Here is a 13,741-nt window from a genome sequence, read left to right on the forward strand (position 1 = left end):
AAAGGCATGAACGGCGGCAGCGCCGGAGGGGAAAATGCACGAAAAGGGGTCATCACGGCGATAACGCCGTGATGGGGGGACGCCAATGCTCAGCAGGGTTGTCAGACGCTTCTGGAACGATCATCGCGGCTATGTCATCGCCTTGACGCTCATCGCCATGCCAATGCTTCTCGGCTTTTCGCTGTTGGTCATCGATGTCGGCCGCAGCAGCAACCTGCATACGGATCTCCAGAACGCGGTCGATGCGATGGCGCTGGCCGGGGCCCGTGAACTCGATGGCCGTGACGATGCCATTACCCGGGCGCAGACGGCGATCGAGAAAATCGCCAACAGCGCGGCTTTCTCCGGCGGTGGGACCGGCATGTCCCTTGGCTCGAGTATCAGCGTGACCTATGACGCCGCCAACGATGCTGGGAGCACTGTTACCGTGCTCTTTCTGAAGAGCATCCCCGCGAACGACGATACGCCCATCCCGGCTTCGATGGAAACGACAGAGCCCAGCGAAGCTTCCTATGCCTGGGTCATCGCCAAGCCGCAAGCGATGCAGACGATCTTTCCGATCCCGGTCGGCTTCAACCGCGATACGATCAATATCGCTGCCGACGCCGTGGCGGTCTACCACGCCAGCGCCTGCGACGTGACGCCGATCTTTATCTGCAATCCGTTCGAGCCTGCTGGCAACACCAGTGAAAGCGCCAACGCAGATGCCGCTGCCGCCTTGCACACCAATTTTGCGGCCGGCAATCTCTACGGGCGACAGATCGAGCTTCACAGCACCTCGTCATCCAATCCCGGGCCTGGCAATTTCGGATTCCTGCGGACCCCCTTGGGCAATGGTGCCTCCGTGCTGGCGGAGGCTCTTGCCACCGGCAATCCCGGCGCCTGCTACACACAGGACGATCTCGATACGGAGACCGGCGCAGTGGCGGGGCCTGTCGAAGACGGGGTGAATACGCGCTTCGGCTTTTACTCCTCCTCGTTCAACAAGGCGAAGGGAGATTATCGATACCGTCCTGCCCAAAACGTACGCTCCGCTCGGACAACCACCAAAGGAAAGCCAAGCTGCGATACCTATACTCCGGTGATGGTCGGAGACGTTGTCGGCGATGCGACCAAGGCTTTGCCGCTCGGCTACGGAGCGGCCATGAGCTCGCTTTCCGGCGGCAAGATCAGCAGCGGCAACAACTGGAATTACACGACCTATTGGAATGTCGCGCAGGGCACGGCTGCGCCTTCGGTGAGCACGGTCCTCAGCAACTACTCCAGCTATCCCCCGCAGGCGACTGGAACACCAACCCAGCCCTCCGCCTACGATGTTTATCGTTACGAACTTGCTAACCCATCTCTGATCAACCATGCCTCGGCGAATGGCGAAACCGGCAAACCGACAAGCGGCGGCCAGTGCTATACCGGCCCGGACCTTTCGAACTATACCGCGGCTGAATATGGTGATCGCCGCGAAATCTTCTCAGCCATCGTCAATTGTGGCTATGAAGCGTCAGTCGGCCATTTGAACGGGCACAAGGCCACCCGCGCCGTGGCCTTCGCGCGCATGTTCCTAACCAAGCCGGCGATCAAGGATTCCAGCGAACGATACCTTTCCCTGGAGATGATCGACATCACCGGCAAGGGTGGTCGCGGTACGGCAGACGAATTCCTGCGGGAAGAAGCGGAGCTGGTCCGATGATGATGGCGCTCCGCAATCTTATCTTGCATCGGCTTTGCCTCGACTGCTGGCGGCGGGAGGAGGGCGCAGTGCTTGCCGAGGCGCTGCTCGCGATCCCCTTTGTGACGCTCTTTGCCGCGGGCATACTGGAGTTTGGCAGCGTTTTCTGGCAGCGCATGCAAATCGACGCAGGGCTGCGCGATGCCGGGCGTTACCTTTCGCGATGCCGACCGCTGTCGGGAACCTATGTGCCGACATGTAATCAGGCGACCGCGAAGACGATCGCCTTTTACGGAACGCAGACACCTGCGGCAGGCGCTCAACCCCGCGTCCCCGGCTGGAATGACCCTGCCGACATCACCATCAGTGCACCAGATGCCGATGGGAACATCACCATTTCCACTGCGCATCTCTACCAGAGCTCGCCGGTGTTCGGCTTTCTCGGAATTGACGCCATCACCATCAGTTCCTTCCATGAAGAGAGATATATCGGATGGTGATCTTTCGGCCGATCAAGACATTCTGGCAGGATAGCAGTGGTGTCAGTCTTACCGAAGCATTGCTGACCTTCCCCATCGTCATGCTGGTATTCGCCGCCTTCATAGAGTTCGGCTATGCCATGTCGCAGTGGAATCAGACGGTCAAGGCACTGCAATATGGTGCCCGATTAGCGGCCGTATCAGATCCGCTGACAACCAATTTCAATGCCGTTTTCCCAACCGACGCTGCCGATCCGCTCAACAACGGCAAAGCCACACCGAACGATGCGACGATATCCTCGACTTGCGGACCGGCTCTTGCAAACTGCACGGCGGGATTGAACCGTATCGTCCTGGGAAGCGATGGCGTTTGCAACGCGGGAACCGATCCCCACCCCGGCATTTGCGATCTCAATTGGCGCATCCAACCGCAGAATCTGATCGTCACCTATCAGCGATCGGGACTCGGCTATTGGGGCCGCCCTGACGGGCCGGTGCTGACGATGCGGCTGGAGGTGCGCGACATCACCTTCGATCTGCCGATCCTGGGTGGACTGTTGGGACTGAACGACATCACCATCCCGGCCCATCCGGTGACGATCACGACGGAAGATCTAAAGACCTGTTCAACCTGCTGACTCCTTTTATCACGCGTAGGAAAGCGAAATGACAGCGCACATGAACATTGCCGCATCCACCAAGATCCTGGTTCTCTCCGACGACGCGGCTGCAGCGAGCTTCATGCTCGACACGTTTGGGTCGCTTTCGCGTTACGATGTCCGCCATCTCTCGTTGAAGGCGCTCGGAGAAAAGGGCCGGCTCGACCCGACACAGTTCGGCCTCATCGTTCTCGACGTCGACAACGGGGAATTGCTGCAGCACCCGGAGCTCTTCGCGTTTCGCACCAGCTACCGGGACATTCCGCTCGTCGTCGTTTCCGAAGACCTGCCGGATGACATGATGCGGCTGCTCTTCCGCCTGAACGGCAATGACTGGCTGAAGAAGCCGCTCGAGCGCCGCGCTTTGATCGACATGATTTCGACCCATGCGCCAGGCACCGGCGCCAGCGACAGCCGGGTGCATGCCGTGGTCTCGGCCGTCGGCGGCGCCGGCGCCAGCATGATCGCTTCGTCGCTCGCGCATGTGCTCGCCCAGCCGACCAAGAATTCAACGCCGCGGATTGACTTGTTCGACACGGATTTTTGCTCGGGATCGCTCGGCTATTATCTCAATCTTGTGAACGACTACGATCTGAAACCGGTCATCGCCAATCCTTCCCGGGTCGATCTCGAATTCATCGATCTCGTCCGAAAGCGGCACCCGGGAGGTTTTTCACTGCTTTCTTTCAAACAGCCATCCGTCCTTCTGGCACCGAAGGGCGGTGAACTCGTGCTGCGGATGCTCGACGTGGCCGCCTTCGAGAGCGACCACACGATCGTCGACATCCCCTATTATGACACGCCCTGGAAATACGAGGTGCTCACTTCGGTCAACAGCGTCTACATCGTCACCGAAATGACGGTCCCCGCGCTTTCTCAAGCCAAGGATTTGTTTGCCAATCTGGTACGGCTGCGAGGCAGTTCGGATCAGATTTTCATCGTCATCAACAAATACCGCGCCAAGCTTTTTGGTCTCGGCCTGCGCCGACAACAAACGGAGAAGATATTCAAGGACATCCCGACGCATGTTATTGCGGATGACTGGGATACCTTGAGCGAGGCGGTCAACCGCGGCGTGCTGCCATTCCAAGTGAACTCCCGGGCGCGCTTCTGCGGCGCGGTCGGTAAACTTGGAGCATTGGTGCGATGAAGGCGATTGACAGTGGCCGCGTAAGGTCCTGCGTCGGCCTTGTGGTTCTGGCCGTTCTGGCCGTCGCCGGGGATGCCGCGGCAGCCGGGCTTGTGCCACGAAGCCTTGGGCCGACGACAAGCACTGTGGTGACGATCGAAAAAAGCTACGCGGCTGGAACGATCGTCATCGTCAGCTCGAACCGAACGCTGGATCTCGTCATCTCCGAAGGACGTGCGATCCGTTACAAGATCGGCGTCGGACGAGACGGATTTCGCTGGAGCGGGACCGTCAAGGTTGGACGCAAGGCAGAGTGGCCCGACTGGCGCCCGCCTGCCGAGATGAAGGCGCGGGCGGCCGGACTTCCGGACCTGGTGCCTGCCGGGCCGCTCAATCCGTTGGGTGCTCGCGGGATCTATCTCTTCAAGGGCGGGACTGACACGCTCTACCGAATTCACGGAACCAACGAGCAGTCGACGGTAGGCGATTTCGCCTCATCGGGCTGTTTTCGCATGAGCAATGCCGACGTCATCGATCTCTATGAGAGGGTGAAAGTCGGTTCCACGGTCATTGTAAAATAGTTCAGGGGTGGGAAGCATGGCGAACGGCATCATGGGGCGTTTCTACAAGCATCAGCAGGAGCCTGAAAGCCGGGACCTGTCTCTAGTCGCAGCTCAGAACATGCCTGCCCAACCGGTCTCTGACAGCGCCACGGCAAGTAGCGACGAAGCTTCGCTTGGGCCGGACCTGGTTTCCGAGCGGGTCAATCTGCACCGCTACCTGCTCGATCGCATCAACCTCGGGATACTCGACACGCTCGACAATGAGGAGATCGCCACCGAGATCCGGCCGTTGGTCAAGGACTATATCCGCAATAATAACTTTCCGCTGAATGCCAAGGAAATCAATGATCTGATCCGCGATATCACTGACGAGATGCTGGGGCTCGGACCGATCGAGCCGCTGCTCGCCGACGACACGATTGCAGATATTCTCATCAACGGTTACAACAGCGTCTATGTCGAGCGTAGCGGCAAGCTCGAGAGCACCGCCGTGCGGTTCAAGGACGAGGACCATCTGCTTCGGGTGATCAACAAGATCGTCTCGGCAGTTGGCCGCCGCGTCGACGAATCGACGCCGATGGTTGATGCCCGCCTCAAGGATGGCTCGCGCGTCAACGTCGCCATCAGGCCGATCTCGGTCGATGGACCGCTCGTTTCCATCCGCAAATTCACCCGCAAGCCGCTGACATTGGAGCGCCTCGTGCAATATGGGGCCATGGCCGATGCGATGCGCATCCTTCTCAGCGCTGCGGTCAAGGGCAAGGTGTCGATGGTGATTTCAGGCGGCACCGGTTCCGGCAAGACGACCTTGCTCAACGCTCTCTCGTCGCAGATTTCTCCAAAGGAGCGCCTGATCACCATCGAAGATGCGGCCGAGCTTCAACTGCAGCAGCCCCATGTCGGGCGTTTGGAAACCCGACCGCCGACGCTCGATGGACGCAACGAGATCCGGCAGCGCGAACTTCTGAAAAACGCCCTGCGCATGCGCCCCGACCGCATCATCGTCGGCGAAGTCCGCGGCGACGAGGCGTTCGACATGCTGCAGGCAATGAATACCGGTCACGAGGGGTCGATGACGACGATTCACGCCAACACGCCCCGCGACGCCGTCGGCCGGCTTGAGCAGATGGTTGGCATGGCCGGGATGCCGATGTCGCAGTTGAGCATTCGCTCGCAGATCTCGTCCGCCATCACCATGATCGTGCAGGTCCAGCGCCTGAGCGACGGCAGCCGCAAGGTCGTCTCGATTTCCGAGATCACTGGCATGGAGGGCGAAGTCGTTCAGATGCAGGAGATCATGAAATTCAAGAAGCTCGGTACCGATGAAGGCGGGCGGATCCATGGCGAATTCCGCGCCACCGGTATTCGGCCGCGGTTCGTCGAGGAGTTTGCCGAGCTCGGGATCGAGATACCGGTGTCGATTTTTGATCCGGGTAAACCGCTGCAAACGGGGCCAGTTCAATGAACCTGATTCTTCTTTACGCGGCCGTTTTCACCGCGGCTCTTGTTGCCGTCGAAGCGATCATGCGCGGCTACTTCAAGACATCCGAACGCCACCGCGCCGTGAACCATCGGCTGAGCTTGCTCGAGATCAGCGATGACCATCGCAAGACCTATAGCGACATGCTCAAGGAGCGCGGCGTCGCCGGCAGTTGGCGGCAAACCCCTGTGATGCAGCGGCTGATGCAGTTCTACGCCCAGTCGGGAATCAAGTTCGATGCCATGCGATTTGCGCTCTTCGCAATCGCGGGCGCACTCTTGACGTGGCTGGTCGTGCAGTTCCTTGTGCCGAGCACTTGGTTTAGGGTGCCGATCTTTCTCGTGATCTGCCTCCTCATACCTGCGCTCGTCGTCTGGCGTGCCCGAGCGCGCCGCATGAAGAAATTCGAACTGAAGCTTCCTGAAGCGCTCGATGTCGCCAATCGCAGTTTGGCCGCCGGCCACCCGCTGCCGGCGGCGATTGCTTTGGTGGCACGCGAGATGCCTGATCCGATCGGCACCGAGTTCGGCCTTCTCTCGGATGAACTCACCTACGGCGTGACGCTGGACGATGCCCTTGTCAATTTGGCCGACCGGGTCGGCGTCGAGGATCTGAATCTGCTTGCGATATCGCTGAGCGTGCAGGCAGGAACCGGCGGAAATCTGGTGGAGATCTTGCAGAACCTTTCGAAGACGCTGCGAGATCGGTCGATGCTCAGGGCAAAGGTCAGGGCAATTTCCTCGGAAGGACGCATCACCGCGATCTTCATGTCGGTCTATCCGTTTTTGCTCTACGCGATGATCAAGGCGTTGTCGCCGACCTATTTCGATCCCGTCTGGGACAGTGGCCACGGAACCGCCGTGGTGAGCGTGCTGCTCACCGTCATGGCGATCGGGAATGTCATTCTCTACAAGATGGTGAACTTCGAGTACTGAGGCGGTCATGTCGAGTGAGTATGGAATCTACCTCATCGTCTTTTTTGCAGTGCTGATCTTTACGGCAGCAGCCTCGGAATTGTTTTTTCGACAGCGCGAGGTCTCGGTTCGGGTGTCGAAGAGCTCGGCAGCGGCCGGCGACGAGTTCCACCTCGGCGATACGACGATTGCCGATCTCGGCGAGGCGGAAAACCGCCTGATTCGTCGTTATTTCGAGATTACGCGACGTGACACGAATTTGAACTCCACCCAGAACCGGCTGATTCGGGCGGGGTATTTCGCGGCCGGCGCCGTGACCACCTTCCAGGTGGTTCGCGCGGTGGTCTGTATCAGCGTGCTCGTCGCGGCGGTTTGGGCCTTAAACCGCCTCGCGCCGAACATGTCGCAGATGGCGACACTGATCATTGCCATGTTTGCTGCGGGCGTAACCTTTATTCTGGTCAACATCTACATCGACCGGCGTGGCGCCGCCAAGGAGAGGGAATACCGCCGCCTCTTTCCTGATTTTATGGATATGCTGATCGTCTGCCTCGATGCGGGGATGAGCATCGAGGCAGCGGCGAACCGTGTTGCTCGGGAATTCGTCGACAAGCAGCAGGACTTCGGCCTGCATCTGTCGATCATGATGCTGGAAGTGCGGGGCGGCCGGCGATTGCGCGAGGCGCTCGCCAACCTTGCCACCCGCCTGAGAATCGACGAGGCCCGGGCCCTTTCCGTTCTGTTCCGTCAATCGGAAGAGCTCGGGACCAGCGTAACCCAGACGCTGCGGGTCTACAGCAAGGAAATGCGCGACTTGCGTACGGTTCGCGCAGAGGAAAAGGCGAACGCTCTGCCGGTCAAGATGCTGCTGCCGCTCGGGGCGTTCCTTTTTCCGGTAAGCCTCGTCATCGTTCTCGTTCCCATCGTTATCCGTGTCATCAGTCTTCTCATCGGCATGAAACCCGGCGGTTGAGCCAAGCGAGGTCGTATGCAGTATTCGCTCGAACAGAATCGTGACGCCATCATTTCCCTCGATCCGCGGATGCCAATGGCACCGGCAAGCATAGAACAAGCGGGATTGGATCAATCGTTCCTGCTTCGGCTGGCCGCAAAATGTGCGGCCGAACAGGATACGACCACGGCCTCTCATCTCGCTGAGCGCATGAGATTGCCGAAAGTGATCGTCAATATCCTGATCAAAGAACTGGTGAAACTCGCCTACCTCGAGGCACGCGGCCTCGCGGGTGAGGATGTGAGATCCGATGTCCGATATGCGCTGTCGATGAAGGGGTTCGAATATGCCCACGCAGCATCGCGTCAAAGCCAATATGTCGGGCCGGCGCCGGTGTCGCTGGATGCGTTCTGCCGGCAAATCTCTTTGCAGTCCATCCATCACGAGCGGGTGACCCCCGAGCGGCTAACCGAGAGCCTTGAGGGGCTGGTGCTCTCGCACACCCTGGTCGAAAAGCTCGGTCCGGCCCTGAACTCCGGTCGCTCCATCCTGCTTTACGGACCGCCCGGCAACGGAAAGACGAGCATCGCCGAGCGGACGTCGCAACTGTTTCGCCAAACCATCTGGGTGCCCTATGCCATCGAGGTCGGCGGCCATGTCATCAGTTTCTATGATGAAGCAGTGCATCACCCGGTATCGGAGGCTGACGCGGAATTCCATCCGAAAGCAGATCAACGATGGATCGAATGCCGCCGTCCGGTGATCAAGACGGGCGGGGAATTGACCCTCGATCAACTCGATCTCACCTTCAATGCCGGGCCAAATGTCTATGAAGCGCCCATCCACTTGAAGGCGTCCGGCGGCGTTTTCATCATCGACGACTTCGGGCGTCAGCAAGTGGCGCCGCAGGCCCTCATCAATCGCTGGATTGTTCCGCTCGAGCGCGGATACGACTTCCTGACGCTGCACACCGGCAAGAAGTTCAAGGTTCCCTTTGACGAGCTGGTCGTCTTTTCGACGAATATCGCACCGAAGGACCTCTCCGACGAGGCGGGCTTGCGGCGCCTCAAATACAAGATCTATGTGAACACGCCTTCGCGTGACGAATACATCAGAATTTTCAAATCCTATGCCAGCGGTGCCGGATTGGCCGTCCGTGATCCAGACCTGCACCTGTTCTACGATCGCAAGTACAACGACGATGTGCTAGCGTCTTGTTATCATCCGAAATATCTTTTGGATTTTGTCGGTTCTTACTGCGAGTTCAATGGCATAGAGAGAATCGCGTCGCTCGATATGCTGGACCGCGCCTGGGAAGGTGTATTCACGTCGGAATGATCGCGGACCTTGCGCCGAGCGCAGCGTCCTGATTCAATCCAGTTAACCACTTACGGGGAGTAAACGAATGACCAGCATCCCGAGCATCGACGGCGAAGCAGGCGGCGCGAGACCAAGCAACATGCGAGTGATTGAGCCGAAAGCCTCAAGAAACCCACTCATCGTCGGTCTGCTCCTTATACTCTTGCCCGTGAATGCTGGCGTTCTCATCTATACTGCCAAAAACTCAGCGGATGTTCGCGAGAGCCGCGAGAGCATCGCAGCGCTTAAAAGGTCCATTGAGGGCTTGAGAGGACAAATGGAAAAGCAGTCGGACAAGATCGCGAGCAACGCCAAGGCCGACGAACTCGCACTTATCCGTCAAGAGATGGATAGCTTGCAAAAGTCCATTTTGTCGATGAACGAGGGGATGCGCAACGACATAAGCGGTGCACGCATGGGCTCAGCTTTGGTCCTGAGCGCGCCCGGCAAGGAGCCGGCGCAGTTTTTCGCACCTCGCACCATGCCAGCGGAAACTCAAATGCTGGATAGCACTCTTGCGTCTATCGAAGCCGGCGGCATTCCAGTCAATAACCTGCCGCGTTACGAACGAACGCTCTCACCGCAAGGTCAGCTCATCCTTCGAAAGGCACGGTAAACACCGACTTCGCCGAAATCTCCAAGGCAATCGGTGGACGCGGCCAGGGACGACGTCCCGCGCTCATTCTAGACTAGGGCGCTCTCATCTCGACACAGATTGCCGAGCGCTGAGGGGCCTATCAGCGCTGAGCATACTTCACGCTGTTCTTCATCAATTCGAGATTACGGGCAGTGACTTCGTTCCCGGGATCGAGCTCATAGGCTTTTAGGAAGTACCGCCTGGCAGTGCGCAAGTCACCGCGTAACAGGTGAGAATATCCGATATTGTTGTAATAGACCGGGGTGTTGCCGATCATTCGGGAGAGCTGCTGGTAGGCGCGGTCCGACGTGTCGAAGCGGGCAACCATGTCGGCCGAGGCCGCGAGGCCGAGCCAGGCGGCCGGATCTTGCGGAAACACATCAACCGCTCGCTTGTAGATGGCGTAGGATTTTCCGTAGTTCTTTTCCTGGAACTGCAATTTCCCGTTGGTTATCAACTCGTCGTTCTTATAGAAGGCGACGGCCGAGTCATCCTCGAGGGTCTTTGCACTATCGCCATAAGCAGCGAGGCCATCGCTGGATGACTGGCAACCAGCTAAAATCGCTCCAACCGCTATCAAAAACGCGATGCATTTGGTTCCAGCTCTGATCTGCAACATTGGCAATTTGATCCCCCATCAGACGTTCTTACCAAAGATCCGGATGCGCTCACCGGAAATCATCGTAAAAAAAAGCTAACAACTCAAGAATTTGAGCAATTAGTCACAAAAAAGCGACAGAGGCGGTCTACGCCCGAACGCGTCAGCATGATAAGTGCCAACCATTCAAAGTTGGTATCATGCGTTCGGTGATTCTCAGAGTAGAAAATTAATCAACGTCGCCTACCCTGCTCTCAGGTCAAAGGATCGGACGCCCTATGCGGATCGCTATTTTCACACTGATGCGACTTGGGCCATCACTGGCTTACGCGATAGCATCGATGTTCATCCTCAGCATGCTGCTCTTGGAAAGCTACCCCTCGAGCGCCTCCGTCTGGTGGCTGCATATGACAATTCTTCCTGTCATGCGCGAGCCGATTTATCTGCTTTTGGCGGTGCCCGGGATTGGAATTTGGAGTGCCACGGTCCTGTTGATGCTCGCATCAATTTTTGGGATTCGAGTGGCCCTGCAGCCGCAAAGACACTACCGGTCGGGGTTCATCCATGCCCATATCGCGCTGATCGCGACCGGTCTGACCATGGGACGGGCAGCAGTCGCGCAAGCCGACCTATCCGCCTTTGCGATGCCCCAGCTTCAGCGAGGCGACTGGTCATTCCTGCCGCTATCCTACTCGCCGCTAGGGACTGTCCTTTTTATATCCGTGTTTTTGGCTTGCGTTTGCTGCCATGTAACAATCATCAAGCGTACAATGTCGTTCCGGTAGAAAAACTTAGCGGCGCATGTCCTTCATCAACTTCGCTTAGTCCTTGGCGCTGAGGATCTCGATCGTCCGCTCGTCGAATTTTCCCTGATAAAAACGTTCGATCGCCCGGTGGAAGGGCGAGCCGTGATCGCTGATCGCCGCAAACAAGGTCATCGATGAGCGCAGCTTGAGATCATCAGGCGAGCCGAGGATGTCATGGGCCGATCGGCCGTCGATCGATAAAATCGCCTCGACGCAGCGTAGCAGCCGGCTTGAGAGAGTGGGATCAGCGAGATAGGCGGCGGCTTCCCCGGCAGAGCGTATGGCATATTTTTCCGCCATTGCAGAGGTGCCGAGACCGGCGATCTGCGGAAAGATGAACCACATCCAATGGGAAGTTTTCCGTCCGGCCTTCAGCTCGGAAAGCGCCTGCTCGTAGACGCCGTTTTGGGCATTGACGAAACGTTCGAGATTGTAATCGATCTTGCCGGCCATGGTTCTTTCCCCTTTTGCTGTCAACGCAGCCTTGAGCCAGAGGTCTCCATGCCTGGCGAAGAAACTTCTCCCCTGGGCGAACGATGTCGCCCGGGGTCGTCGGCTTTCCTGTCAGCAGACCCGTTCAGCATAGGGGCTGCTGTCGCGGCAATGGCCGTAAGGCTGATGGTGCGGCGTATCACCAGGGGTGGCGGCAATGGCCGATGTCGTCACCGGATCCGTCTCGCTGGAAGAATATGCGGCAAAACCAACAAAGCTCAAGACAACCAACGCTGCGACCACGACGATGCGCTCGAAACCGGAAAGTTTCTGGGCGCTGACATGTTCCACATAGTCGCGCTCGCCTGGACCGGCAGTTTCGTCCTCTTTTACGTGGATGGTCACCATATCCTGGCGACGGCTTAAAGTTTCACAATCTGTCATTTTAATTACTCCTGCAACACATGCGACCGGTCGAAGAGTAACACTCACCCTCGCGTCGAACCGGCTCGCCATGCGTGCATGCATGTGTGTCTTCAATCGTGGCAATTGAAGGGGCAATATCCAAACTCAGTGTTCAAAAATTCGTACAAATAAATGCAAAAGATCGTGAGGCTCTGGCCCGCTCGAATGATCCGGGTTAGTCCTTGGCGCATCTCTCATCAGGACCGTCCCATGAGCAAATCCTTCGGTGCGATGTCTGTCGCCCAACTTTCCGTCCTCATCCAAGGCTGCACTGCCGATCCGGTCGATGTGGCCGAAACGGTATTCGAATCCATCGCAAATTATGCCGACAAGGCGGTCTTCACCACACTGCTCGAAGGTCGGGCGATGGAGGAGGCGCACGCCTCCTCCAAACGTTTGCGGGAGGGGCGCTCGCTCGGTTTGCTGGATGGCATTCCGATCGCCTGGAAGGATCTTTTCGACATTGAGGGTCTGCCAACGACGGCAGGGTCCGTTGTCCTGGCCGCCGATCCGCCCGCCACTCGCGATGCGGCGGTTGTCCGTCTCCTCAGGCAGGCGGGCATGGTCGCCATAGGCCGCACCAATATGAGCGAATTTGCCTTTTCCGGCCTTGGCATCAATCCGCATTACGGCACGCCGGTCAATCCGCGCGGTACCGATCTCCCGCGCATCCCCGGCGGCTCCTCCTCCGGCGCCGGTGTTGCCGTCGCAGCCGGGCTGGTGCCGGTCGCGATGGGCACCGATACCGGCGGGTCGGTGCGCATTCCCGCCGCCTTCAACGGGATCATCGGCTACAAGGCGACATCAGGCCGTCATGCGATGGACGGCGTCTATCCGCTGGCAAAGAGCCTGGATTCGCTGGGGCCGCTCTGCCGCAGCGTCAGGGATGCAGTGTGGATCGATGCGGCGATGCGCGGCCTGACCGCGCCCGATGTCGTCGAGCGTCCGCTGCGGGGGCTGGAATTGCTCGTGCCCGAAAATGTCGTTTTCGATGCCGTGGAACCGGGCGTGACTGCGGCGTTCGAGGCAGCTTTGGAACGCCTTCAAAGCGCCGGCGCCTCTGTTACCCGCACCGTCATTCCAGCCTTCAGCGAAATCTTCGATCTGATGACGAGGTATGGTCCACTGGTGACGGCGGAGGCTTTCGCCCTTCACCAGGAGCGATTGGCGGGACCGGACGCAGACCGTATGGACCATCGCGTCGTCATGCGCACCCGCTTGGGAAGCAGGACGACGGCGCCCGATTACATCGCGATGCTGCAGGCGCGCAGCCGCCTGATTGCCGATGCCGACCATCTCATCGGCAATCGTCTGCTGGCCTTTCCCACCGTCGCCCACGTCGCTCCGCCGATCGCGCCCCTGGAAGAGGATGACGAACTCTTCTTCGCTGCGAATAACAAGACGCTGCGCAACACCGCGCTTGGCAATTTCCTCGACTGGTGTGGCGTTTCCATCCCCTGCGGCACGGGCGCAGCAGGCATGCCGGTCGGTCTGCTGCTTTCGGCGACCGCAAGTCGCGACGAGGCGCTGCTGGGGGCGGCACTTGCCGCCGAGGCGGCGGTCCGCGGCGATTTCGTCTGAAATCGCAATTGAACCGCCCGG

15 protein-coding genes are annotated in these 13,741 nt (G+C 58.7%); 12 read left to right on the plus strand and 3 right to left on the minus strand.

Features of this window, described 5'->3' with window-relative positions; genetic code table 11:
• Positions 1 to 85 precede the first annotated feature (85 nt).
• The 10 genes from Tal182_RS28315 (at position 86) to Tal182_RS28360 (ending at position 9,817) form a co-directional block, all read left to right on the plus strand.
• Positions 86 to 1,687 (plus strand): TadE/TadG family type IV pilus assembly protein, encoded by a 1,602-nt coding sequence (locus Tal182_RS28315; protein ID WP_085861637.1) that lies wholly within the window; start codon positions 86 to 88, stop codon positions 1,685 to 1,687.
• Positions 1,687 to 2,166, plus strand: a complete 480-nt coding sequence (locus Tal182_RS28320) for a TadE/TadG family type IV pilus assembly protein (RefSeq protein ID WP_085861759.1) — start codon at positions 1,687 to 1,689, stop codon at positions 2,164 to 2,166. The genes Tal182_RS28315 and Tal182_RS28320 overlap by 1 nt, the downstream gene beginning before the upstream one ends.
• Positions 2,160 to 2,783, plus strand: a complete 624-nt coding sequence (locus tag Tal182_RS28325) for a TadE/TadG family type IV pilus assembly protein (RefSeq protein ID WP_085861638.1) — start codon at positions 2,160 to 2,162, stop codon at positions 2,781 to 2,783. Before Tal182_RS28320 ends, Tal182_RS28325 begins: the two co-directional genes overlap by 7 nt.
• Before the next feature lie 28 nt (positions 2,784 to 2,811).
• Positions 2,812 to 3,954, plus strand: coding sequence for a response regulator/pilus assembly protein (locus tag Tal182_RS28330; protein ID WP_085861639.1), 1,143 nt, complete (start codon positions 2,812 to 2,814; stop codon positions 3,952 to 3,954).
• The gene (locus tag Tal182_RS28335; protein WP_085861640.1) at positions 3,951 to 4,514 is read left to right on the plus strand and encodes a L,D-transpeptidase; all 564 of its coding nucleotides are present in this window, start codon (positions 3,951 to 3,953) and stop codon (positions 4,512 to 4,514) included. The genes Tal182_RS28330 and Tal182_RS28335 overlap by 4 nt, the downstream gene beginning before the upstream one ends.
• Before the next feature lie 16 nt (positions 4,515 to 4,530).
• A complete protein-coding gene (locus Tal182_RS28340; RefSeq protein ID WP_085861641.1) occupies positions 4,531 to 5,961 on the plus strand; it encodes a CpaF family protein in 1,431 nt (476 codons plus the stop codon).
• The gene (locus Tal182_RS28345; RefSeq protein ID WP_085861642.1) at positions 5,958 to 6,911 is read left to right on the plus strand and encodes a type II secretion system F family protein; all 954 of its coding nucleotides are present in this window, start codon (positions 5,958 to 5,960) and stop codon (positions 6,909 to 6,911) included. Before Tal182_RS28340 ends, Tal182_RS28345 begins: the two co-directional genes overlap by 4 nt.
• Positions 6,912 to 6,918: 7 nt before the next feature.
• Complete coding sequence (locus Tal182_RS28350) at positions 6,919 to 7,863, plus strand: type II secretion system F family protein (protein WP_085861643.1); 945 nt, start codon at positions 6,919 to 6,921, stop codon at positions 7,861 to 7,863.
• 15 nt (positions 7,864 to 7,878) lie between these two features.
• Positions 7,879 to 9,180: an AAA family ATPase gene (locus Tal182_RS28355; protein WP_085861644.1), complete on the plus strand. Its 1,302-nt coding sequence runs from the start codon at positions 7,879 to 7,881 to the stop codon at positions 9,178 to 9,180.
• Between the two features lie 67 nt (positions 9,181 to 9,247).
• Positions 9,248 to 9,817: a hypothetical protein gene (locus tag Tal182_RS28360; protein WP_085861645.1), complete on the plus strand. Its 570-nt coding sequence runs from the start codon at positions 9,248 to 9,250 to the stop codon at positions 9,815 to 9,817.
• A gap of 121 nt (positions 9,818 to 9,938) precedes the next feature.
• On the opposite strand, the gene Tal182_RS28365 is transcribed toward Tal182_RS28360, so the two are convergent.
• Entirely contained in the window at positions 9,939 to 10,457 is a 519-nt protein-coding gene (locus Tal182_RS28365; RefSeq protein WP_085861646.1) for a tetratricopeptide repeat protein, read from the minus strand.
• Between the two features lie 257 nt (positions 10,458 to 10,714).
• Here Tal182_RS28365 and Tal182_RS28370 point away from each other — a divergent pair, with 257 nt between their 5' ends.
• On the plus strand, positions 10,715 to 11,221 hold the full coding sequence (locus Tal182_RS28370) for a hypothetical protein (protein ID WP_064812214.1): 507 nt from the start codon (positions 10,715 to 10,717) through the stop codon (positions 11,219 to 11,221).
• Positions 11,222 to 11,257: 36 nt separating this feature from the next.
• Here Tal182_RS28370 and Tal182_RS28375 read toward each other — a convergent pair whose 3' ends face one another.
• Both Tal182_RS28375 and Tal182_RS28380 read right to left on the minus strand, forming a co-directional pair.
• On the minus strand, positions 11,258 to 11,695 hold the full coding sequence (locus Tal182_RS28375) for a DUF1810 domain-containing protein (RefSeq protein WP_085861647.1): 438 nt from the start codon (positions 11,693 to 11,695) through the stop codon (positions 11,258 to 11,260).
• A 111-nt stretch (positions 11,696 to 11,806) separates the two neighbouring features.
• Positions 11,807 to 12,082, minus strand: coding sequence for a hypothetical protein (locus Tal182_RS28380; protein ID WP_170965832.1), 276 nt, complete (start codon positions 12,080 to 12,082; stop codon positions 11,807 to 11,809).
• Positions 12,083 to 12,349: 267 nt separating this feature from the next.
• Here Tal182_RS28380 and Tal182_RS28385 point away from each other — a divergent pair, with 267 nt between their 5' ends.
• The gene (locus Tal182_RS28385; RefSeq protein WP_085861649.1) at positions 12,350 to 13,720 is read left to right on the plus strand and encodes an amidase; all 1,371 of its coding nucleotides are present in this window, start codon (positions 12,350 to 12,352) and stop codon (positions 13,718 to 13,720) included.
• Positions 13,721 to 13,741: the final 21 nt, after the last annotated feature.

This window comes from Rhizobium sp. TAL182 (genome assembly GCF_002117725.1).
GTDB classification, from domain to species: domain Bacteria; phylum Pseudomonadota; class Alphaproteobacteria; order Rhizobiales; family Rhizobiaceae; genus Rhizobium; species Rhizobium esperanzae.

Coding starts and splice junctions, on each gene's coding strand:
- Tal182_RS28315 (WP_085861637.1), top strand. CDS start 86: ATGCTCAGCAGGGTTGTCAGACGCTTCTGGAACGATCATCGCGGCTAT.
- Tal182_RS28320 (WP_085861759.1), top strand. CDS start 1,687: ATGATGGCGCTCCGCAATCTTATCTTGCATCGGCTTTGCCTCGACTGC.
- Tal182_RS28325 (WP_085861638.1), top strand. CDS start 2,160: ATGGTGATCTTTCGGCCGATCAAGACATTCTGGCAGGATAGCAGTGGT.
- Tal182_RS28330 (WP_085861639.1), top strand. CDS start 2,812: ATGACAGCGCACATGAACATTGCCGCATCCACCAAGATCCTGGTTCTC.
- Tal182_RS28335 (WP_085861640.1), top strand. CDS start 3,951: ATGAAGGCGATTGACAGTGGCCGCGTAAGGTCCTGCGTCGGCCTTGTG.
- Tal182_RS28340 (WP_085861641.1), top strand. CDS start 4,531: ATGGCGAACGGCATCATGGGGCGTTTCTACAAGCATCAGCAGGAGCCT.
- Tal182_RS28345 (WP_085861642.1), top strand. CDS start 5,958: ATGAACCTGATTCTTCTTTACGCGGCCGTTTTCACCGCGGCTCTTGTT.
- Tal182_RS28350 (WP_085861643.1), top strand. CDS start 6,919: ATGTCGAGTGAGTATGGAATCTACCTCATCGTCTTTTTTGCAGTGCTG.
- Tal182_RS28355 (WP_085861644.1), top strand. CDS start 7,879: ATGCAGTATTCGCTCGAACAGAATCGTGACGCCATCATTTCCCTCGAT.
- Tal182_RS28360 (WP_085861645.1), top strand. CDS start 9,248: ATGACCAGCATCCCGAGCATCGACGGCGAAGCAGGCGGCGCGAGACCA.
- Tal182_RS28365 (WP_085861646.1), bottom strand. CDS start 10,457: ATGTTGCAGATCAGAGCTGGAACCAAATGCATCGCGTTTTTGATAGCG.
- Tal182_RS28370 (WP_064812214.1), top strand. CDS start 10,715: ATGCGGATCGCTATTTTCACACTGATGCGACTTGGGCCATCACTGGCT.
- Tal182_RS28375 (WP_085861647.1), bottom strand. CDS start 11,695: ATGGCCGGCAAGATCGATTACAATCTCGAACGTTTCGTCAATGCCCAA.
- Tal182_RS28380 (WP_170965832.1), bottom strand. CDS start 12,082: ATGGTGACCATCCACGTAAAAGAGGACGAAACTGCCGGTCCAGGCGAG.
- Tal182_RS28385 (WP_085861649.1), top strand. CDS start 12,350: ATGAGCAAATCCTTCGGTGCGATGTCTGTCGCCCAACTTTCCGTCCTC.